Raw genomic sequence first — 20082 nt, 5'->3', positions numbered from 1 at the left:
TCGGCGCCCTTAACCGGCTCTGGCATTAGAGGCCAGTGCGCCCGGATGGGACAGCCGGCGGTCTGCCAGCAAGGCCGCCACATTGAGCAGGGCCAGCACCGCGCCGGCGATGCAGGCACCCGTCCAGCCGCCGTGGTGCCAGGCCCAGGCGCCGATGGCCGAGCCGGCCGATGCGCCGATGAAGTAGCCCGTCATATAGCAGGCATTGATGCGCGAGCGCGCCTCGGGTGCCAGCCGGTAGATGACGTTCTGGTTGCAGATATGGGTGCCTTGCAGCGCCAGCTCGATCACCAGCATGCCGACGATGAACAGGAAGACCGAATGCTGGCTGTACCACAGCAGCGCCCAGTTGACGACCAGCAGCAGCACCGAGAAGGCGGTGGTGGGGCGCTCCAGCCCCTTGTCGACCAGGCGGCCTGCGGCATTGGCCATCAAGGCGCCGGCTACACCAGACAGGCCAATCAACCCGATCGATGAATCACTCAGGCCGTGCTCAGGGCCGCCGAGCATCAAGGCCATTGTGGAAAACAGCACGCTGACCGAGGCAAAGGCCAGACCGCCCAGCAAGGTGCGGGTGCGCAGGCGGGGCTGCGTGCGAATCAAGGTGGCCATGCTGCCCAGCACCTGGCCGTAGGGCAGGCGTGCGCCGCTATGTGCCACCTTGGGCAGCACCCGGTACAGGGCCAGCGCCACCAGCACCATGGCGATGCCTCCGACCTTGTAGACCAGACTCCAGCCGCCCACGGCCGACAAGAGACCGGCGACGGTGCGTGACAGCAAAATACCAGTGAGCAGGCCGCTCATCACCAGACCGACGGCGCGGCCGCTCGATTCACGCGGGGCCAGGCTGGCGGCCATCGGCACCAGCACCTGTGCGGCGACCGAGAACAGGCCGGTCACCAAGGTGCCCAGCACCAGGGCGGTGAACGGCGAAGGCATCAGGCCGGCAAACCCGCTGACCAGCAGGCCCAGTGCGGCCAGCAGCATCAGGCCCACGGTCAGTTTGCGGCGCTCCAGCATATCGCCCAGCGGCACCAGAAACAGCAGGCCAATGGCATACGACACCTGCGCGCAGGTGACCAGGATGCCGGCCGTACTCTCGCTCACCTGCAGCGCATGGGCGATGGAGTTGAGTAGCGGTTGGTTGAAGTAATTGGCCCCTGCGCACAGGCCGCAGGCGGTGGCCATCAGCAGCAGCACGGCAGGGCTGAGCGTTGTGGCGGAAGCGGCTGGGCCGGGGCGGGCGGGAGAAGTTGTTGTTTGTTGATTTTGCACAGCGCGAGTGTGCGCGCATCAGAAAAACAATGTGCGCCCTTGGTCTTGGCGCAGCTGCTATCGCGCCATTCCCGGGTCGTCGTGCAACCAGTCCGGCCTGCGCAGCAGCGCCTGCCATTGCTGCAGGCTGGGGTGAGACTCCGGCTCGGAGGTGCCCGCTGCCGGTTCTGCGTTCGGCCAGTGCAGTCCGCTGTCGATATGCAACGGCGCCTGCGTGTAGGGGTGCAGCAAGGACAGCGACCAGGCATGCAGCCACAGTCGCTGCAGGCCAAGGCGCTCGGCCCACCAGCGGTTCAGCGGGCCTTTGCCATGTGTGGCATCGCCAATGATGGGGTGGGCGATGTGCTTGAGATGGCGGCGGATCTGGTGGCGGCGCCCGGTGAGTGGCTCGGCCTGCACCAAGGACAGCCGCGTGCCGGCAAAGCGGCCGTCGTAAGCCTCGGGGTGCTCCAGCGTGGCCAGGCGTGCAAAGCGGGTTTGGGCTGGCTGCGCGGGTGCGTCTTGCGGGGCATCGTCGGGGCGCAGTGCGTGGTCCACTGCTGCATGCAGCGGCGCCCAGCCGCGCACCATGGCCAGGTAGCGCTTGTCCATCTGGTGGTTTTCAAACTGGCTGCGCGTGCGGCTGGCTGCCTCGGCATGCAGCGCCAGCAGCAGCACGCCGCAGGTGCCTTTGTCGAGCCGGTGCAGCGGAAACACATGCTGGCCGATCTGGTCGCGCAAGGTCTGCACGATAAAGCGCGTCTCGCCCGCATCCAGGCCCGTGCGGTGCACCAGCCAACCGGCGGGCTTGTAGATGGCCACCAGGTGCTCGTCGCGCCACAGCAGGGGCAGGGGGCAGTCCTGCGCATGGGTATGCGTAACAGCAGCGTCGATGGCGAAAGACATGGGAGGGCGGGCTGGTGAAACGATGGTGCGGGGGGGCTATGGATTTTATAGTGATCGGGCTTCAATACTTCTTGGACCACAGCCCGAACAACAGCATGCCTGCCAGCATGGCCGCGCTGAAAATCGCAGCCGAACCCCAGCCCGCTGCCGTGCCCACCAGCGCGGGCCCGGGGCAGTAGCCGGCCAGGCCCCAGCCAATGCCAAACAGCGCAGAACCGATCAGCAGCGGCGCATCGACTGCCTGGCGTGCCGGCAAATGCATGGGCTCGCCCAGCAGGCTGCGGCTGCGCCGGCGGGCCCATGCGAACCCGGGCAGACCCAGCGCTATCGCGCCGCCCATCACCAGGGCCAACGAAGGGTCCCAGGCGCCGGCCAGGTCCAGAAAGCCCAGCACCTTCTGCGGATCGGCCATGCCAGACACCAGCAGGCTCAGGCCGAAGACCAGGCCTGCGACGGCCGCGATCAAGATAGTCATCGTGGTCTCCTTACACAACGTGGCGAACCACAAACACTGTCGCAAAGCCGGTGGCCATGAAGACCAGGGTAGCAACCAGGGAGCGCAGCGACAGGCGCGAGAGCCCGCAGACGCCATGCCCACTGGTGCAGCCCGAGCCCAGGCGCGTGCCAAAGCCCACCAGCAGGCCGGCGAGCACCAGCAGCGGCCAGGCGGCGGGGCTGGCAGTCACTGGCAGCGGTGCAAACCACTGGTAAAGCCATGGGGCTGCCAGTAAGCCCGCCACAAAGGCCAGGCGCCAGGCGCCGCGCTGCAGGCGCGGCGGCAGCAGCGCGACCACGATGCCGCTGATGCCTGCAATGCGGCCATTGAACAGCACCAGCAGTACGGCAGCCAAACCAATCAAGGCACCGCCGGCGAGGGCGGTCAGCGGTGTAAAGGCAGACAGATCGATCGACATAGGAAAGCTTTCTTGAGACGGGGGTGCAGGGGCCGCTTCAGGCTGCCGGACAGTACTGTGCATACAGCGTCTGCAGCAGCGCCAGCAGACGCGCATCGGCCACTTGGTAAAAGATGTTCTTGCCCTCGCGCCGGGTGCTGACCGCATTCTCTCGCCGCAGTACCGCCAGCTGCTGGGACAAGGTCGGTTGCAGAATGCCCAGCTGCACCTCCATATCGCTGACGCAGCATTCGCCCTGGCTGAGGTGGCAGAGCAGCAGCAAGCGGTCTTCGTTGCCCAGCAACTTAAGGGCGGATACGGCATGGTGCGCGGCTTGGCGCATGGCATGGGGAGGCGGATGGATGGTAAGGCTATCGTTCATGGAGGGAAGTGCGGGTAATTGCTATTGTTATCTGTGCTGTGTTTTATTATATTAAAATATATATTGTTTTATCTGAAAATGTTATTGCTATGACGTCAACCGCTTCTTTTGGTGTTCAGGCATTTTTTGATGCGGTGACCGGCACCGTCAGCTATGTGCTGCACGATGCGGCCAGCCGTGAGGCCGCCGTCATCGACCCGGTCTGGGACTTTGACGTCCAGAGCGGCCGTACCAGTACGGCATCGGCCCAGCGCATTGCCGACTACCTGCAGGCCGAGCAGCTGACCTTGCATTGGGTGCTGGAGACGCATACCCATGCGGACCACCTGTCCGCAGCCCAGTGGCTGCGCATGCAGATGCCCTCAGGGGAAGTGCGCGTCGCCGCGCCGGTGGTGATTGGCCAGCAGATCACGCAGGTGCAGAAAGTATTTGGCGGTATCTACGGCATGGAAGACTGCATTGCCCCGCAAGGCGCCGACTTTGACTGCCTGCTCAGCGATGGCGATGTGCTGGCGCTGGGCGCTACCCGGATCCGCGCGCTCGGTGTGCCCGGCCATACCCCGGCGGACCTGGCCTATGCGGTAGAGGCTGCAGGGGCAGTGGCCGCCATTTTTGTGGGCGATACCTTGTTCATGCCTGATGTGGGCACGGCCCGCTGTGACTTTCCCGGTGGTGATGCGCGTGCGCTCTACCGCTCCATTGGCCGGCTGCTGGCGCACCCGCCGCAAACGACTCTGTATGTTTGCCATGATTACCCGCCTGCCGGCCGTGCCGCTGCCTGGTGCAGCACGGTGGCCGAGCAGCGTGCGCACAACATCCATGTGCACGATGGCGTGGATGAGGCGGCCTTTGTGGCGATGCGCGAGGCGCGCGATGCAACCCTGGCGATGCCGCAGCTGATGCTGCCCTCGGTGCAAGTCAATATCCGCGCAGGCCGCCTGCCCGATGCCGATGCACAGGGCCGGCGTTTTCTCAAGCTGCCGGTCGATGCGCTCTGAGGGGGCAGTGGCGTCCGGTCTTAGCGGCCCGCAGACTGGTATTGCGCATCTTCGAAGCGGTTCACCTTCCACAGGCTGGGGAAGAGCCGCGTCCACAACGCCACCACCGCCAGCGAGCACAGGCCTCCCGCCACCGCAGCGGGCACGGCGCCGAGCAGGGCTGCGCTGCTGCCAGCGCGGAATTCGCCCAGCTCGTTGGACGAGCCGATGAACAGCATGTTGACGGCATTGACGCGGCCGCGCATGTTGTCGGGCGTGGCAAATTGCAGCAGCGAGCCGCGCACATAGACGCTGACCATATCGGCAGCGCCGGCGATGGCCAGCGCCAGGCAGGACAGCCACAGCCAGTGCGACAACGAGAACACCAGGTTGGCGATGCCGAACACGGCCACGGCCAGCATCATGCGGCGGCCCACCTGGGTGCCAAAGGGGCGGTTGCTGAGGTAGAGGCCTGCGCAAACCTCGCCAATCGCCATGGCGCTGCGCAGCAGGCCCAGGCCCTCGGGGCCGGTGTGCAGCACCTCATGGGCATAGATGGGCAGCAGCGCCACCACGCCGCCCAGCAGCACGGCAAACAGGTCGAGCGAGATGGTGCCGAGCACCATGGGGCGGCCAAAGATAAAGCGGATGCCCGCGCCAAAGCGCTGCCAGATGGTATCGCGTGCAGCGCCCGGCTCGGTGAGCGCCTTGGGCGCCGCATACAGCACCTTGACGCGCAGCAGCAGCCCGGTGCCGATCGCAAATGCGAGCATGCAGACGCCATAGGTCCACACCGCCCCGCCAGCCGCATACAAAAACCCGCCCAGCATCGGCGCGCCAATGGCCGAGCAGCGCATCACCACGCTGTTGGTGGCGATGGCCTTGGGCAGCAGCGCCATCGGCACCAATTGCGGCAACAGGCTTTGCAGCGCCGGGCCCGAGAAGGCCCGTGTGGCGCCATACAGTACCAGCACCGCATAGATGCCGGCCACCCCTGCGTTGCCATGGCCCGACAGCCACAGCAGCAGCGCGCTGCAGACGCTGCCCAGCGCCCAACTGGTGGCCAGCACCTTCTTGCGCGGCAGCCGGTCAATCAGCTCGCCGGCAGGCAAGAGCAGCAAGAGCATCGGAATGAACTGCGCCAGGCCCACAAAGGCGAGCGCCATGGGGTTGCGCGTGAGGTCATAGACCTGCCAGGCCACGACCACGGCCTGGATCTGGGTGGCGCCAACAGCGAAGACCCGCGCTATCAAAAAAATAAGAAAGCCGCTGTGCTGGTCGCGCAGCAGCGGCGGAGGGGCAGGGTGAGTGGTCGCTGGCATGGGGTGTGGCGCAGCCTGCATGGGTACAGCTGCTGCAACCGCTGGATGGTTGTAGGTGTTTGTGGCGCCATTCTGCCATGTACGTTTAACTCTTATATAAGAGTTGGGCTTATCCATGCGGCAAGCAGGCCATGCCCAAAAGCGGGGTAGGGGTGCAAACGCCGCTGCGATGCGCGCATTGCGCCAACCTGGGCTGCAAAAAACGAAACCCCCAGTCACCGCTGTTGGGCGACTGGGGGGGGATTTGGCTTGAGGCTTTTAGCTGGCAATAGCTGCAAGCTGCCAGGCCTCCTTCTGAGGTGAGTAAGCGGGCGCTGTCAGCAGCACCCGCTTACACCATCAAGGGGCCTTGGCGGTCTCTACCGTCATATCCAGCACATAGGCGTAGCGCGATGCATCGGCAGGCGGGTTGGCAATCGTGTAGCGCTTCACGCGTAGCACATTGCTGTAGCCGGGCTCGTGTTGGTAGCCTTCGATGTTGCCGTAGAAGTGTTGCCAGTCGCCGGCAACGGTCTTGCGGCCGTTGCTGTCATAACGCAGCTCGCGCACCTGCAGGCACTGCACGCCCTTGGCCACGCCGTGGTTGCAAGGCTTGGTCTGGGGGCCGACTTCGTAGAACATGGTCTCACCGGCGCCACCATATTTGGTTTCGTTGGTGGGCACCGACTTCAACAGCCAGCGGCTGCCGTCGTTGAACTGCAGGGTCAGGCGCGGTGCGTTGTTGTCCTGTGTGATGCGCAGGCTTTCGGCGCGCGTGATCTGTGCGCTCACCGCTTGCTCCAGCTGCATCAGTGGTGGCTCGCAGGCCATCATTGTGCCAATCGGGTTGGTAATGCTGATCTTGTCGCCATCGAGCTGGTAGCCGGCGCCCATGACATTGCAGAGGTTGCCAATGCTCACGCGGTGCGCCGTCTTGGCGTCGCCGCTGAAGCCCAGGCGCAGCACCTTCTTCGGTGCCAGCGCGGTGAAGGCAGGCAGTGCGCGGCCGGATTGGTCTTCGGCCCGTTCCAGATCCCAATGGTAGGCCTGCAGAGTCTTGTCGTTGGCTGATGCGTTCATGGCGGGTGCGGTATTGCCGGTGGCTGGTGCCGCAGGCGTGGACGATGGGGTGCTGCTGCAGGCCGCCAGGGCCATGGCAGCGGCTGCGCTGAGGCTCATCAATTTCCAACGTTGCATATGAAGTTTTTCCTTATAAGAGGCAGCGCACTGGCGCACGCTGCAGTGGGTGAACGTAGCTTGCCATCCTAGGGGCTGCCAGCAAGCACTGGTGTAGGCCAAGCTTGGCGCTTGGCAGCCAGGCCATGCGGGCAATTACAGCAGCGTCTGCCTAAAACTTAGGCGTATGAAATTTATTGAATTCAATCAATGGCTTGCCGTCTTGTCCAGAGCCTTGTCCACATGCTGACCCACAGATATCTGGGATAACCACAGCCTGTGCATCAGGCCGTCAGGAAGAGGGCGGGGTCGACCATGCTGCGGTTGAGCATCACGCCCCAGTGCAGGTGCGGGCCGGTCACCCGGCCGGTGGCGCCGACTTTGCCGATGACCTCACCGGCTCGTACGCTCTGGCCCACGGTCACCTGGGTAGCACTCAGGTGGCAGTACATCGTCAGAAAGCCACCCCCATGGTCCATCCAGATGGTGTGGCCGTTGAAGAAGTAGTCGCCCACATCGATGATCTTGCCATCGATGGGGGCCTTGACCGGCGTGCCGGTGGCCGCCGCGATGTCCATGCCGCTGTGCGGATTGCGTGACTGGCCATTGAACACCCGGCGCAACCCGAAGGAGCTGGAGCGCCGGCCGGGCACCGGCACGGGCAGCTGCATGTGCGCTGGCAGCGGCGTGCTGAAGGTGGCCATCACCGTTTGTTGGTGGTCACGTTCGCGTTCATAGCGGGCATTGTCGGCGGCGGACAGGTCGACCGTCTTGGGAGCAACCTTGAGGCGCTGCTCGCTGTATTTCTTGTCGCGCACGGTGTAGGCGATGCTGCGTGGGCCACTGGCGGTTTGCAGCTTGATCTCTGCCGGGCCCGTAGGGGCCGACAGTGGTATGCCGACCAGTGCCGTCCACTCAATCGCATCGCCCAGCACCAGCAACGGAATATCGCCTGCAAACGCCTGCGGCCGCTCAGCCGCAGGGCCCAGCGACAGGCGCGCAACGCCACCGGGAACGCGCGAGTCGGCAGGCCAGCCATCGGTTGCCGCAGCCTGTGCTGTGCGTAGCCAGGGCAATAGCGCCAGACCGCTGCCTGCCTGCAGCAACAGGCGGCGCTGCAGGCGCGATGAATCGGTAGGACGGTCAGGTTCTGGTATCGACATGGGTGTGGGGCAGCGTGGTTGCATGTGCTTTTAAAAGCATAGCGCGTTGTGCTTTTCCATCCTGGGCAAATGCCGCGCATAATATGCAAAATTTGGTAAACCAGAGCGCCGCTATGGGCGCCCGGGGACACGGCTGGTAGCATGCCGCTTTGCCCTTCGTACCGGGCGTGCTATACAGGCGTTGGCTGACAGGCTGCACCGGCTCTATCCGTTACAGTGGTGCGCTTGGGCCTGTCTCCGTCATCCAGGTCATCATGTTGTTTCGGGAGTTCGTTTCGTTCATGTTGGGCAAGCATTCAGACCTTCTTTTACTTGCTGCATCCACCCGCTGCAAACTTCAACGCCCTTTGGCGGGCTGGTCGTTGGTGGTGGCACTGGCGCTTTCGGTCTCTGGTTGTGGCAGCCTGGACCGCGACACCGACAGCCATCGCTACAACGTCGTAGCCCACGAAACCTTCGGATCGTCGTCCACCTATTCGCGTCTTTTTGATGCGCCGCCTGAGCGCGCTTGCGAGGCTGCCCGCCGTGCACTGCTGAGCCAGGGCTACTTGATCAATGTGGCCAAGGGCAAAGAGGTGGAAGGCCAAAAGAGCTTCCAGCCGGCGACCGACAACCACCAGATCATCACCATCCGTGTGGTCTGTGCAGCCGATAGCAAGGACGGCAAGGTCACCCTCGGCTTTGTGTCTGCACTCAAGGACACCTACAACCTCAAGAAGAGCAGCAACTCTGCCAGCGTCGGAGTGGGTGCACTGGGCTCGCTGTCGCTGCCTTTTTCTGCCGGCAACGATTCGATGGTCAAGGTGGCCAGCGAGACCGTGAGCTCAGCCACCTTCTACGACAGCTTTTTTGACCTGATCAAATCCTACCTGCGCCAGGACGATGAGCTGCGCCAGCAAAGCCTGACCGGCGACGAAGAGTTCGTCGAATAATTCCGCGCAGCGGCTGGGTCACCTGGCCGCCAATGCAGCAATAGAAAAGCCCGCCATCTTGCAAGATGACGGGCTTGTTTTTTTGCCCGTGGCCAGTCAATGGCCATGGCGCTTCTCGCCGTTCCTCGTGGCTTATGGCATCGCGGACAGCAGGCCCATCATGCCGTTCTGGTCCAGCGGCTTGCCATTGGCTTGCAGCTTGCCATCAGCCCATTGCAGCTCACTGGCTACGCGGTCCTTGTTGTCCACCAGCAGGCCCGCTTGCACCAGACCGGCCAGGCGCGCGTCCACATCCTGCTGCACGGCGCTGTCGATCTGCTTGTCATCGATATCGTCCGAGCCTTCGTTCTCCAGCACATAGGCCTCGCGCACCTTGCTGGCGTAGAGCGACTGCAGCACGGGCTTGGGCATGTCGAGACGCAGCAGCGCCTTGAAGTCGGTCATAGGATTGAGTGGCTTGCCGGCATCGCCCTGGTAGGACAGCGATGCTGCCACTTCGGCCGTGCCTTCGGCGGTGCGCCAGCTGATGCGCTTGACCTCCAGCTCGGGCTTGCGGGCCAGCAGCTGCTGCATGCCTTGCATCAGCATCATCTGCAGGGCCTGTGGATCGCCCTGGACCTTCTGCGATTCCTTGGTGAACTGGTTCAGCCAGCCCGCATCCAGGTTGTGCAGGCCCAGGTCCATCACCATGTCGTCGATCTTGTGGTCCTTCTGTACAAAGGACTTGATCGACGAGTTGATGGTGGTGTTGACCACTTCGCCCTGCAACTGGGTATCGGCCACCAGCTTCAGATCGGCAAGCTCAGCCGGGTCTTCACCGTTCTTGGGTGTGACCTTGAGGCCGGCCAGCGCCCACTCGATGCTGCCCACCATGAACTCCTGGCCCTTGGGCTGGTGCATGTCAAAGCGCATGGTGTTGCCGCTCATCAGCATATCGGCGGCCTGGCCGTCATCTTCCTCTCCGGGCTTGGGCTGCACCAGCAGGCTGGGCATCGATGCATCGCCCTTGATGCGGCTGAAATCGGAGGACATCTCGAAATCGGACTTGAAGCCGCCAAACGCCAGCTTGTCACCACCGAATTCGCCATTGAAGGCGGGCGAGGTCACCTCGTTCTGGGTGCTCTTGGACCAGCCCACCTTGCTCTTCCAGACCAGCGGTGCCTTGTCCTTGAAGGCCACCACCCACTCGGGCGGGGCATCCGGATTGATCGCAAAGGTGGAGACGATTTCTGCCAGGTGCGCAATGGGGAGCGGGCCGTGGCTGATGTCATGCTGGGCGCTGAACTGCAGCTTTTCTTCGCCGGTGTCCACCGTCCACAGCGTCTGGGCGGTCGACGAGAAGATGCCCTTCTGGTAATCCTGCACCTGTACCAGCAGCGGCGGCTTGCTCCACTCCTTGGCGGCGGTTGCAAAGCCTTCTTCGATACGGTTGCCCACCAGGTAGCCGGTGGTGGCTCCGCCCGCAGCCAGCACGGCCACAGCTGCGGCAATGCCGATTCCTATTTTTTTCATGTATTTCCCCTCTGTTGTTTGAAACTGGATGGACGCAGCTTGTGCTGTACTTGTTTGCTGCCTCTTGCGTGGAGCCCGCATTGTAGAGGGCGGTCTGCACAATCAGCCATGCTGCACAGGATGCTATGTGACCAGGTGTAGCAGTTAGTATCCTGCAGTGACCAATCGGACATAAAAACGAGCCGCAAGCGGCCCGTGTGTTGGCAAGCAGCGGGCGCTTTACTGGCCCATCACAATGCCTTCGCGGCGCGGATCGGCACCACCAAACCACCAGGATTTGCCATGCGCCTCGCCCCGCGAGATGGCCTGCAGGCCGCTGGTCAGGTTTTGCTCTTTCACCTCGGCGCCGCGCGCCTGCAAGGCTTGCACAGTGGCGGCGGGGAAGCGCTTTTCCTCCAGCACGGTGGGGCCGTTGAGGCTGCCAAAGTTGGGCAGGTTGATGGCCTGCTGCGGCATCAGGCCCCAGTTGAGCATGCCGTACAAGGTCTTGGTGGTGTAGTGGATGATCCAGGCGCCGCCGGGGCTGCCGGCGCTGATCACCAGGCGGTCGGTGGCCTTGTCAAACACGAGGGTGGGCGCCATCGATGAGCGAGGGCGCTTGCCGGGCTCGACCCGGTTGGCGATGGGCTGGCCCTGCGCATCGCGGGGTGCCAGGCTGAAATCGGTCAGCTCGTTGTTGAGCAGGAAGCCGCCGGCCAGGCCGCGTCCGGTGTTGACCATCTGGCGCGAGCCAAACTGGTCTTCGATGGTCGTGGTCATCGCAATCGCATTGCCATAGCGGTCCACGATGCTGATATGGCTGGTGCCGTATTCCTGCTGGTAGGGCTGGCTGGCATAGGCCATCTTGACGCTGCCGGGTTGGCCGGGCTGGGCTTGCTGCATGCTGCGCGCGCCAATCAGGCGGGCGCGCTGGGCGAGGTAGTCGGGGCGCAGCATGCTCGACCAGTCACCGGCCGGTGCGCCGACAAAGGCCGGGTCAGCCACATACTGGTTGCGGTCGGCAAAGGCCAGGCGCGAGGCCTCGGCATAGAGGTGCAGCCAGTCGGCGCTGGGCAGGCCATCGGCGCCCAGGCCCATCTGCCCGGCGGGCGTATTGGCCATGATGCCCAGGATTTGCGCCACCGCAATGCCGCCCGAGCTGGGTGGCGGAAAACCGCAGAGTCGGTAGCTGCGGGTGGACGCCGGCTGGCTGGCCGGCGCACCAGCGGCGCTGGGCGAGTAATCGCTGCACAGCGCCTGGCGCTTGACGGGCTGGTAGGCCGCCAGGTCGGCCAGGCTGAGCTTGCCGGGGTTGGTGGCATGGCCTTGCACCTTGCGCACTATGGCTTCGGCCACCGGGCCTTCCAGCAAAGCCTTGGAGCCATGTTGGGCAATGTCGCGCAGCACGGCAGCGTATTCGGGGTTCTTCAGCAGATGGCCCACCGGCCAGGGCTTGCCATGGGCATCCAGAAAATAGCCGCTGGCAACCGGGTCCTGGCCCAGAAACTTCTCCTGTGCAGTCAAGGCGTTGAGGCGCGCACTGACCTTGAAGCCATCGGTAGCAAGGCGGATGGCGGGCTCGAACAGGCTCGCCCAGGGCAGCTTGCCATGCTCCTTGTGCGCCATCTCCAGCATGCGGATGGCGCCGGGCACGCCCACCGAGCGGCCGCCCACGACGGCGTCATGGAAGGCCATGGGCTTGCCATCACGCATGAACAGGTTCTCATCTGCCGCCATCGGTGCGACCTCGCGGCCGTCATAGGCCTCCACCTTGCTGCCTTGTGCATGCAGCAAGAAGGCACCACCACCGATGCCGCTCGATTGCGGCTCGACCAGGCCCAGCACCAGTTGCACCGCAATGGCTGCATCGATGGCCGAGCCGCCCGCTTGCAGCACCTGGTAGCCGGCGTCGGTGGCCAAGGGGTTGGCAGCGGCTACCGCATATTGTTCGGTCGCCCAGCCGGGTTTGTCGGTCCAGCCGGAGCTGCCTTCGGGCTGGTCAGACGCGGACGGGGGCTGGTATTGCAACTGGGGCTGGCTGCTGCAGGCGGCCAGCAAGGCCGCCGTGGCCACTGCTGCCATAGACAGCGACCAGCGGCCGGCCGTGGCGCGGGAAGGCCGCAGATGCGGGTGGTGGGTGCGGGACCCCGGGGACAGTCGTGGCATGGCGATCTCCTTGTTGTAGCGGCAATGTCTGGCATGCTAACCGCTTTGCTGCCACAGGCGTAGCAGACAGAGCGGCTGGGACGTTGCAGAATGTTGGCCGCGCAGGACTACAGGATCAGGCCCATTGGGGCCCAGCCACTTGGTCCTCCACCACAAAGCGGGCCAAGGTGTGTGCGCCGCTGTTCGCGTACTGCGGCTGGTTAATGACGCGCAGCTGGGTGGTCCAGCGTTTGGGCGTGATATCGCAGAGCCCATAGCCGCGTTCATCGCAGCGGGCCAGCAAGACATGGGGGTTGTGGGCCACGATGGCGTCGACCCGGGCCTGGGTGGTGCCGGAGTGCGAGCTGATCGAGGTCCCACAGAATTCGCTGGCCAGCACGCGCTCTGGGGTGGCGCTCTCCAGGTCCTGAATGCGGCAGACATAGTTCTGGTGGATGTCGCCCCCCAGCAGCACGGTGTTGCGCAGTTGCGCCTCAGCCACTGCGTGCAGCAGCCGCTGGCGGGCGGCGGGGTAGCCATCCCAGGTATCGGCGCTGGTGCGGCCGCTGGCAAAGTGGCGCGCGGCAAACAGGGTTTGTTGGCAGATAACGCTCCAGCGCCGGCTCCCGGGCTTGGCCGCGCGGTTGCTTGCCAGCTGGGCAGCCAGCCAGCGCTCTTGCTCCCAGCCCAGAAAGCTGCGGCTGCTGCGTGCCAGATCGGTACAGTCTGCGGCCTTGACAGAGGCTGGGCTTTTCTCGGTCACTGCGCGGCAGGCCTGGGCATCGCGGTACTGGCGTGCATCCAGCACCCACATATCGGCCAAGGCGCCCCAGCCTTGCTGGCGGTACAGCGGCGTGTGGGCAGGGGGCAGGGCCAGCCCCGCCTGTTTGCAGGCCACCGAGGCGCGCAGCGGCATGTTCTCGTAAAACGCCTGGTACGCGGCCAGGCGCTTGGCGGCAAAGGCCTGGGTCTTGCCCACGCCATAGTCGCCCACATAGTTGTCTTCGACCTCATGGTCGTCCCAGGTGACCAGCCAGGGGCAGTGCGCATGCATGGCCTGCAGGTCCGGATCGCTCTTGTGCAGCGCATAGCGGTCGCGGTAATCCTGTAGGGTGACTGCGTGGGCCAGCGGATGCAGGCGCGCGAGCTGGCTGCTTTTTTGCTTGGCCGCAGATGCGGGTGAGGCATATTCGTAGATGTAGTCGCCCAGAAAGACCACCAGGTCGGGATCGTCCTCGCGCGCATGGCGCCAGGCGGCGTAGTAGCCATGCTCCCAGCGCTGGCAGGAGGCGTAGACCAGGCGCAACTGCGCTACCGCCGCACCGGCGGCCGGCGCGGTGCGGGTGCGGCCGGTGGCACTGGTCTGGCCCTGGCAGTGAAAGCGGTAGTAGTACCAGCGGTCGGCCTCCAGGCCCTGGGCCAGCACATGCACGCTGTGGCCGCCGTCTGTGCTGGCCATGGCCTCGCCCTGGCGCAGGATCTGGCGGAACTGCGCATCCTGGGCCAGCTCCCAGTGCACTTCCACGGGGCGCAGCAAGGGCGTGTTGGCGCTGGGTAGCAGCCGCGTCCACAGCACCACGCTGCTGGCATCGGGCTCGCCACTGGCAACGCCCAGGCCAAACAGCTGCTCCGAGACCGGCCACGGGGCCATGGCCAACGGCGCATCGCTGCCTGCCTGCGCAATGACCGGCAACTGGGCGGCCAGGCCCAGGGCGCCCAGGCCTTGCAGCCATTGGCGTCGGTTGGGGCGCTGGGCCAGGTCTTGATCCAAATCTTGGTTCTGGCGGCCGGGTAGGGCTTGCTGCGGCATAGGGCGACGGTGGAATAGCGCAGCATAGCGCTGGCGCCGATCCGCAGCATATTGCACAGGTACCTCGGTGACATCAGTGCAGCGAGGGGAATGGCGGGCATAAAAAACGCTCCTTAAGGAGCGTTCGTTGGTTTGGCTTCCAACTGCCTGGGGCAGATGGGCCATCCGGGTGGTTCAGCCGGCGCTTATTCGTCGTTGTTCTTGGGGCTGGCGGTTGAGGTCAGGATGTTGCTGGGGTCGTCCACCGATTCGCGCAAGGCCTTGCCGGGCTTGAAATGGGTGACGCGCTTGGCGGGCACCTGCACGGCTTCGCCGCTGCGTGGGTTGCGGCCCAGGCGGGGTTGGCGGTGGGTGATGGTGAAGCTGCCAAAGCCACGGATCTCTATGCGTTGTCCGCGTACCAGCGAGTCTTCGATGGCCTCCAGAATCGTTTTGACGGCCTGCTCCGCATCCCGCTGTGTCAGCTGGTGGAAGCGAGCGGCAAGCTCTTCAATCAGATCGGATCGGGTCATACGAATGTGGAATCTTCGTGAATCAAATAGTCAAAGCATTGGTGGGCGCACTGGGCGCCCACCTTGTCTGCAAGCTACCGACTATACCAAGGCTGGCAAGGCATGAGCCGGTAGCGGAGCCGTCAATTACTTGTCGGCGTCCAGCTTGGCGCGCAGCAGTGCGCCCAGGCTGGTGGTACCAGCATTTTCCTTGGACGATTGCTGCGACAGCGAAGCCATGGTTTCTTGCTGTTCAGCGTGGTCCTTCTGCTTGATGGACAGGGAGATGCTGCGGCTCTTGCGATCCACATTGGTCACTACGGCGGTAACTTCATCACCTTCCTTGAGCACGGAACGAGCGTCTTCCACGCGGTCCACCGAGATTTCGGAAGCACGCAGGTAGCCGACGATGTCGTCGCCCAGGTCGATTTCAGCGCCCTTGGCATCCACAGACTTGACCTTGCCGGTCACGATCTGGCCCTTGTCGTTCACGGTAGCGAACGTGGTGAATGCATCGCTGTCGAGCTGCTTGATGCCCAACGAGATACGCTCACGGTCCACATCCACGGCCAGCACGATGGCTTCCACTTCCTGGCCCTTCTTGTAGTTACGAACCGCGGCTTCGCCGGTTTCGTTCCACGACAGGTCAGACAGGTGAACCAGACCGTCGATGCCGGAGGCCAGGCCCACGAACACGCCGAAGTCGGTGATCGACTTGATCGGGCCCTTCACGCGGTCACCACGCTTGGTGTTCTGCGCGAATTCTTGCCATGGGTTGGCCTTGCACTGCTTCATGCCCAGGGAGATACGACGCTTGTCTTCGTCGATTTCCAGAACCATGACTTCGACTTCGTCGCCCAGGGTCACGAGCTTGGAAGGAGCAACGTTCTTGTTGGTCCAGTCCATTTCGGACACGTGCACCAGACCTTCGATGCCTGGTTCCAGTTCCACGAACGCGCCGTAGTCAGCAATGTTGGTGACCTTGCCGAACAGACGGGTGCTCGATGGATAACGGCGCGACACGCCCATCCATGGATCGTCGCCCATTTGCTTCAGACCCAGCGAGACACGGTTCTTTTCGGTGTCGAACTTCAGGATCTTGGCGGTGATTTCCTGGCCAGCGGTCACCACTTCGGATGGGTGACGCACGCGGCGCCATGCCATGTCGGTGATGTGCAGCAGGCCGTCGATACCGCCCAGGTCCACGAACGCACCGTATTCGGTGATGTTCTTGACCACGCCTTGAACGATGGAGCCTTCCTTGAGGGTTTCCATCAGCTTGGCGCGCTCTTCGCCCATCGAGGCTTCCACCACAGCGCGGCGGCTCAGCACCACGTTGTTGCGCTTGCGGTCCAGCTTGATGACCTTGAATTCCAGGGTCTTGTTTTCGTAAGGGGTCAGGTCCTTGATCGGACGGGTGTCGATCAGCGAGCCTGGCAGGAAGGCACGGATGCCGTTGACCAGAACGGTCAGACCGCCCTTGACCTTGCCGGAGGTGGTGCCGGTCACGAATTCGCCCGATTCCAGCGCCTTTTCCAGGGCCAGCCAGGAAGCCAGACGCTTGGCGGTGTCGCGCGACAGAATGGTGTCGCCGTAGCCGTTTTCGATTGAACCGATGGCCACGGACACGAAGTCGCCCACTTGGACTTCGATTTCGCCCTGGTCGTTCTTGAATTCGTCGATTGGCACATAGGCTTCGGACTTCAAGCCGGCGTTCACCACCACGAAGTTGTGCTCAACGCGCACGACTTCAGCAGTGATCACTTCGCCAGGACGCATTTCGGTGCGTGTCAACGACTCTTCAAAAAGGGCGGCAAAAGATTCAGACATGTATTTCCTTAGACACGGGCAGGTTTCCGGCAGCACCATTGCTGACGTTTTTAAGGCTGGCCGTGCAGGTTGTGTGGTTATGACACCACGGGGTTCAAAGTTAAACAACCCGGCAACCCATGGCGGCTAGATCCACCAGTAGAAGGCTGCAGGGGCGGGTAACACCGGCGCCAAAGGCAGGTGCGAGGCGCGCGGGGCGCTTCAGGCCTGTTCTTTGCCAAACGGCTGTCGCTTTTCCCACCAGGACAGCACCTGAGCGACCGCGTTGTCCACGCTCATCTCGGAGTTGTCCAGCAAGAATGCATCCTGCGCTGCATGCAAGGGGGCGGTGGCGCGGTTCATGTCGCGCGCATCGCGTGCCTCCAAGTCAGCACGAAGGTCGGCTATTGTAGCCGGTATTCCTTTTTCAATCAACTGTTTATAGCGGCGCTCGGCGCGCTTGGCTGCACTGGCTGTCAGGTAGACCTTCAAAGGGGCGAGCGGGAAAATCACCGTGCCCATGTCGCGCCCGTCGGCCACCAAGCCCGGCAGCTGGCGAAAATCATGCTGGGCCTGCACCAGCGCCTGGCGCACGGCGGGCAGCGTGGAGACCAGGGAGGCGTTGGTGCCCGCTTCTTCACTGCGAATCGCCAGGCTGATGTCCTCGCCATCAAGGCGCACGCGCTGGTCGGCGCCGAACTGGATATCCATCTGCGAAATCAGCGCGGCAATCTGGCTGGCATGCTCGGCATCGATCGGGATGCCGGCACGCGTGGCGGCCAGCCCGGTGATGCGGTAGAGCGCACCCGAGTCGAGCAGGTGGTAGCCCAGCTGCTGTGCCACGGCCGAGGCTACCGTGCCCTTGCCCGAGGCGCTGGGCCCGTCGATGCAGATCACCGGGATCGAGCCAGGCACGGCGCGCACGGCCGAGAACATGGCCTCGAAGTAACCAGGGAAGGTCTTGGCCACGCACTTGGGGTCTTCAATGCGCACCGGCAGGCCGGCCGGGTTGAAGGCGGCCAGCGAGAAGCACATCGCCACGCGGTGGTCGTCATAGGTGTGGATGCTGGCGGGCTTCCAGGCCTCGCGGTTGGCCGGCGGAGTGATGGTCAGGTAGTCTGCGCCTTCCTCCACCACGGCGCCCAGCTTGCGCAGCTCGATGGCCATCGCCGCCAGACGGTCGGTTTCCTTGACGCGCCAGCTGGCAATATTGCGCAAGGTGGTGGTGCCGTTGGCATACAGCGCCATTGCCGCCAAGGTCATCGCCGCATCGGGGATGTGGTTGCAGTCCATGTCGATGGCCTGCAGCGGCCAGGCACCCCGGCGGATCTCCAGCCAGTTGGGGCCGCTGGTGATGGCGGCGCCCATTGCGCGTGCCGCATCAACAAAGCGGATATCGCCCTGGATGGATTGCGCGCCCACGCCCATGACCTTGACGACCCGGTCCACCGTGGAGGTGCCGCCCTGCGCATTGGGCTTGCTGCCCTTGCTGGCGGCAATGGCGCCCAGCGCGATGAAGTAGCTGGCCGACGAGGCATCGGCCTCGACATGGATCTCGTGCGGGGACTGGTAACGGCTGCCGGCCAGCACGGTAAAGCGCTGCCACTGCTCGTTCTTGATCTGGATGCCAAAGCGCTTGAGCAGCTCCAGGGTGATGTGGATATAGGGCTTGGAGATCAGCTCGCCGGCCACTTCAATGACGATGTCCTGGCGCGTAGCCACCAGCGGCAGGGCCATCAGCAAGGCGGTGAGGAACTGGCTGGAGACATCACCGCGCACGGTGATGGGTGTGTTCAGCTGCAGCTGCGCGGCCGTCACCGGCTGGATGCGCAGCGGTGGAAAGCCTTCGTTGCCCAGGTAGTCGATCTGGCAGCCCAGCTGGCGCAGTGCATCGACCAGGTCGCCAATGGGGCGCTCGTGCATGCGGGGCACGCCGCTCATCTCGAAATGGCCGCCCAGCAGGGCCAGCGCAGCGGTCAGCGGCCGCATCGCAGTGCCGGCATTGCCCAGGAACAGCGCGGTGCTGCGGGCCGCCAGCGCAGGCGCCAACGGACCGGCAATGCCGGTGATGTGGTAGCTGTTGAGGTGGGCCGGATCGGTGCTGCGCACCACGGCGCAGCCCAGTTGCTCCAGCGCGCGCAGCATCACCTGGGTGTCGTCGGAGTCCAGCAGGTCATGGATGGTGGTGGTGCCCGCGCTTAGTGCGGCCAGCAGCAGCACGCGGTTGGAGATGCTTTTGGAGCCGGGTAGCTGCACTTCACCATGGGCGCTTTGCAAGGCGGGGATATCGAGAAATGCAGTGGAGAACATGGCGGGGCTCTGCTGTGGGGTAGTAGCGCCAGGCCTGCGGCGCAGGCGGCGCGGTGGTCGCAAAAGAAGGTGGCGCTGCCCGGTGCCAGGCAGCGCCACTCGCTATTATCCGTCCACCGGCTGGGCCAGTGTGGGTGCTGTGCGGATCAAGCGGTGGTTTTGTGCTTGGAGAGTGACTCGGGCGTGTAGAGCTTGCCTTGCTTCCACTGCGCGCGGGTGCTGCTGGCTTCGCGCAGCAAGTGCTCCAGCGCGGGCTGGTCATCGCTCAGCAAGGCGGCCTCGTAGCTGCCCAGCATGTGCTGCAAGGACTGGATCTGCTTGAGGATCTCGCTGCGGTTGGCCAGGAAGATATCCCGCCACATCTGCGGCTCGGCCGCAGCAATGCGGGTGAAATCACGAAACCCGGGGCCCGCCAGCGACAGCATGCGGTGCGCGCCATCTTGCGACAGCAGCGAGTTCATATAGGCCATGGCCACCAGGTGCGGCGCATGGCTGCTGGCGGCCAGCGCAGCATCATGCTGCTCCGGCGCCATGCTGGTCACATGGGAACCAATGGCTTTCCAGATGGCTTCGGCCTGGCGCAGCTGGGCCACCTTGGTCAGCTCGGTAGGGGTGAGCACCACCTGTGCATCGCGGTAGAGGTTGACGTCGGCATGGTCCACGCCGAAGACTTCCTTGCCGGTGATGGGGTGGGCCGGTACAAAGCAGCCAAAGCGGTCGCGCAGCGCACGGCGCGCAGAAGCGACCACATCCATCTTGGTCGAACCTACATCCATCACCAGGGTGTCGGGGTTGATCAGGTGCTTGATGTTGGCCAGGGTCGACTCGGTTGATGCGACCGGGACGGCCAGCAGTACCAGATCGGCGCCCGAGACGGCTTGCAGGGCCGAGCTGGCCTCTTCATCGATGACGCCCATCTGGCGCGCGCGGCTGGTGGTGGATGGCGACTTGCTGTAGCCGACAATGCGTTTGACCAGCCCGGCCCGTTTGGCTGCGAGGGCAAATGAGCCGCCCATCAGCCCGCAGCCGATCAGCGCCATAT

The 20082-nt window shown here is 64.0% G+C and carries 17 protein-coding genes; 2 read left to right on the top strand and 15 right to left on the bottom strand.

From position 1 onward, the window contains the following. Window positions 1-9: 9 nt before the first annotated feature. The 5 genes from LPW39_RS03555 to LPW39_RS03535 all read right to left on the bottom strand — a co-directional run bounded on the left by LPW39_RS03555 (window position 10) and on the right by LPW39_RS03535 (window position 3435). Window positions 10-1275: an MFS transporter gene (locus tag LPW39_RS03555; protein ID WP_407928780.1), complete on the bottom strand. Its 1266-nt coding sequence runs from the start codon at window positions 1273-1275 to the stop codon at window positions 10-12. A 57-nt stretch (window positions 1276-1332) separates the two neighbouring features. Beyond that, window positions 1333-2160, bottom strand: coding sequence for a pseudouridine synthase (locus LPW39_RS03550; protein ID WP_230771387.1), 828 nt, complete (start codon window positions 2158-2160; stop codon window positions 1333-1335). Window positions 2161-2221: 61 nt separating this feature from the next. Then, window positions 2222-2635 (bottom strand): DUF6691 family protein, encoded by a 414-nt coding sequence (locus LPW39_RS03545; RefSeq protein WP_230771385.1) that lies wholly within the window; start codon window positions 2633-2635, stop codon window positions 2222-2224. A gap of 10 nt (window positions 2636-2645) precedes the next feature. Further along, window positions 2646-3074 carry a YeeE/YedE family protein gene (locus LPW39_RS03540; RefSeq protein ID WP_230771383.1) on the bottom strand — a complete coding sequence of 143 codons (429 nt, stop codon included), beginning with the start codon at window positions 3072-3074 and terminating at the stop codon, window positions 2646-2648. A 37-nt stretch (window positions 3075-3111) separates the two neighbouring features. Further along, on the bottom strand, window positions 3112-3435 hold the full coding sequence (locus LPW39_RS03535) for an ArsR/SmtB family transcription factor (protein ID WP_230771381.1): 324 nt from the start codon (window positions 3433-3435) through the stop codon (window positions 3112-3114). Window positions 3436-3524: 89 nt separating this feature from the next. Between LPW39_RS03535 and LPW39_RS03530 the strand changes: the two genes are divergently transcribed. After that, window positions 3525-4433 (top strand): MBL fold metallo-hydrolase, encoded by a 909-nt coding sequence (locus LPW39_RS03530; protein WP_230771380.1) that lies wholly within the window; start codon window positions 3525-3527, stop codon window positions 4431-4433. 20 nt (window positions 4434-4453) lie between these two features. Here the strand turns inward: LPW39_RS03530 and LPW39_RS03525 are convergent, their stop codons facing one another. The 3 genes from LPW39_RS03525 to LPW39_RS03515 all read right to left on the bottom strand — a co-directional run bounded on the left by LPW39_RS03525 (window position 4454) and on the right by LPW39_RS03515 (window position 8052). Then, window positions 4454-5734 carry an MFS transporter gene (locus tag LPW39_RS03525; RefSeq protein WP_230771378.1) on the bottom strand — a complete coding sequence of 427 codons (1281 nt, stop codon included), beginning with the start codon at window positions 5732-5734 and terminating at the stop codon, window positions 4454-4456. 339 nt (window positions 5735-6073) lie between these two features. After that, a complete protein-coding gene (locus tag LPW39_RS03520; RefSeq protein WP_230771376.1) occupies window positions 6074-6910 on the bottom strand; it encodes an META and DUF4377 domain-containing protein in 837 nt (278 codons plus the stop codon). A gap of 263 nt (window positions 6911-7173) precedes the next feature. Beyond that, on the bottom strand, window positions 7174-8052 hold the full coding sequence (locus LPW39_RS03515) for a M23 family metallopeptidase (RefSeq protein WP_230771374.1): 879 nt from the start codon (window positions 8050-8052) through the stop codon (window positions 7174-7176). Between the two features lie 368 nt (window positions 8053-8420). Here LPW39_RS03515 and LPW39_RS03510 point away from each other — a divergent pair, with 368 nt between their 5' ends. After that, a complete protein-coding gene (locus LPW39_RS03510) occupies window positions 8421-8984 on the top strand; it encodes a DUF2242 domain-containing protein (RefSeq protein WP_330166587.1) in 564 nt (187 codons plus the stop codon). 132 nt (window positions 8985-9116) lie between these two features. Here the strand turns inward: LPW39_RS03510 and LPW39_RS03505 are convergent, their stop codons facing one another. From LPW39_RS03505 to LPW39_RS03475, 7 genes are all read right to left on the bottom strand, one after another. Further along, complete coding sequence (locus tag LPW39_RS03505) at window positions 9117-10496, bottom strand: YdgA family protein (RefSeq protein ID WP_230771371.1); 1380 nt, start codon at window positions 10494-10496, stop codon at window positions 9117-9119. Window positions 10497-10715: 219 nt separating this feature from the next. Further along, window positions 10716-12557 carry a gamma-glutamyltransferase family protein gene (locus tag LPW39_RS03500; RefSeq protein ID WP_230772877.1) on the bottom strand — a complete coding sequence of 614 codons (1842 nt, stop codon included), beginning with the start codon at window positions 12555-12557 and terminating at the stop codon, window positions 10716-10718. A gap of 199 nt (window positions 12558-12756) precedes the next feature. Next, complete coding sequence (locus LPW39_RS03495) at window positions 12757-14391, bottom strand: alkaline phosphatase D family protein (protein ID WP_230771369.1); 1635 nt, start codon at window positions 14389-14391, stop codon at window positions 12757-12759. A gap of 224 nt (window positions 14392-14615) precedes the next feature. Then, a complete protein-coding gene (locus LPW39_RS03490) occupies window positions 14616-14942 on the bottom strand; it encodes an integration host factor subunit beta (RefSeq protein ID WP_021027333.1) in 327 nt (108 codons plus the stop codon). Between the two features lie 126 nt (window positions 14943-15068). Further along, a complete protein-coding gene (rpsA, locus tag LPW39_RS03485) occupies window positions 15069-16751 on the bottom strand; it encodes a 30S ribosomal protein S1 (protein ID WP_021027334.1) in 1683 nt (560 codons plus the stop codon). Window positions 16752-16952: 201 nt separating this feature from the next. Beyond that, on the bottom strand, window positions 16953-19040 hold the full coding sequence (locus LPW39_RS03480; RefSeq protein ID WP_230771368.1) for a bifunctional 3-phosphoshikimate 1-carboxyvinyltransferase/cytidylate kinase: 2088 nt from the start codon (window positions 19038-19040) through the stop codon (window positions 16953-16955). A 146-nt stretch (window positions 19041-19186) separates the two neighbouring features. Continuing rightward, complete coding sequence (locus tag LPW39_RS03475) at window positions 19187-20080, bottom strand: prephenate dehydrogenase (protein ID WP_230772876.1); 894 nt, start codon at window positions 20078-20080, stop codon at window positions 19187-19189. Between the last annotated feature and the right edge of the window lie 2 nt (window positions 20081-20082).

Source organism: Comamonas koreensis (assembly GCF_021026195.1).
GTDB lineage: Bacteria > Pseudomonadota > Gammaproteobacteria > Burkholderiales > Burkholderiaceae_C > Comamonas > Comamonas koreensis.
Note: the sequence above shows the minus strand (reverse complement) of the source record. Positions and strands in the feature narration are given on the sequence as shown.

Bases quoted from the DNA above. Each gene is read 5' to 3' on its own strand.
- rpsA (WP_021027334.1), bottom strand. From the start codon at position 16,751: ATGTCTGAATCTTTTGCCGCCCTTTTTGAAGAGTCGTTGACACGCACC.
- LPW39_RS03540 (WP_230771383.1), bottom strand. From the start codon at position 3,074: ATGTCGATCGATCTGTCTGCCTTTACACCGCTGACCGCCCTCGCCGGC.
- LPW39_RS03515 (WP_230771374.1), bottom strand. From the start codon at position 8,052: ATGTCGATACCAGAACCTGACCGTCCTACCGATTCATCGCGCCTGCAG.
- LPW39_RS03480 (WP_230771368.1), bottom strand. From the start codon at position 19,040: ATGTTCTCCACTGCATTTCTCGATATCCCCGCCTTGCAAAGCGCCCAT.
- LPW39_RS03520 (WP_230771376.1), bottom strand. From the start codon at position 6,910: ATGCAACGTTGGAAATTGATGAGCCTCAGCGCAGCCGCTGCCATGGCC.
- LPW39_RS03530 (WP_230771380.1), top strand. From the start codon at position 3,525: ATGACGTCAACCGCTTCTTTTGGTGTTCAGGCATTTTTTGATGCGGTG.
- LPW39_RS03525 (WP_230771378.1), bottom strand. From the start codon at position 5,734: ATGCCAGCGACCACTCACCCTGCCCCTCCGCCGCTGCTGCGCGACCAG.
- LPW39_RS03550 (WP_230771387.1), bottom strand. From the start codon at position 2,160: ATGTCTTTCGCCATCGACGCTGCTGTTACGCATACCCATGCGCAGGAC.
- LPW39_RS03505 (WP_230771371.1), bottom strand. From the start codon at position 10,496: ATGAAAAAAATAGGAATCGGCATTGCCGCAGCTGTGGCCGTGCTGGCT.
- LPW39_RS03490 (WP_021027333.1), bottom strand. From the start codon at position 14,942: ATGACCCGATCCGATCTGATTGAAGAGCTTGCCGCTCGCTTCCACCAG.
- LPW39_RS03500 (WP_230772877.1), bottom strand. From the start codon at position 12,557: ATGGCAGCAGTGGCCACGGCGGCCTTGCTGGCCGCCTGCAGCAGCCAG.
- LPW39_RS03535 (WP_230771381.1), bottom strand. From the start codon at position 3,435: ATGAACGATAGCCTTACCATCCATCCGCCTCCCCATGCCATGCGCCAA.
- LPW39_RS03545 (WP_230771385.1), bottom strand. From the start codon at position 2,635: ATGACTATCTTGATCGCGGCCGTCGCAGGCCTGGTCTTCGGCCTGAGC.
- LPW39_RS03475 (WP_230772876.1), bottom strand. From the start codon at position 20,080: ATGGCGCTGATCGGCTGCGGGCTGATGGGCGGCTCATTTGCCCTCGCA.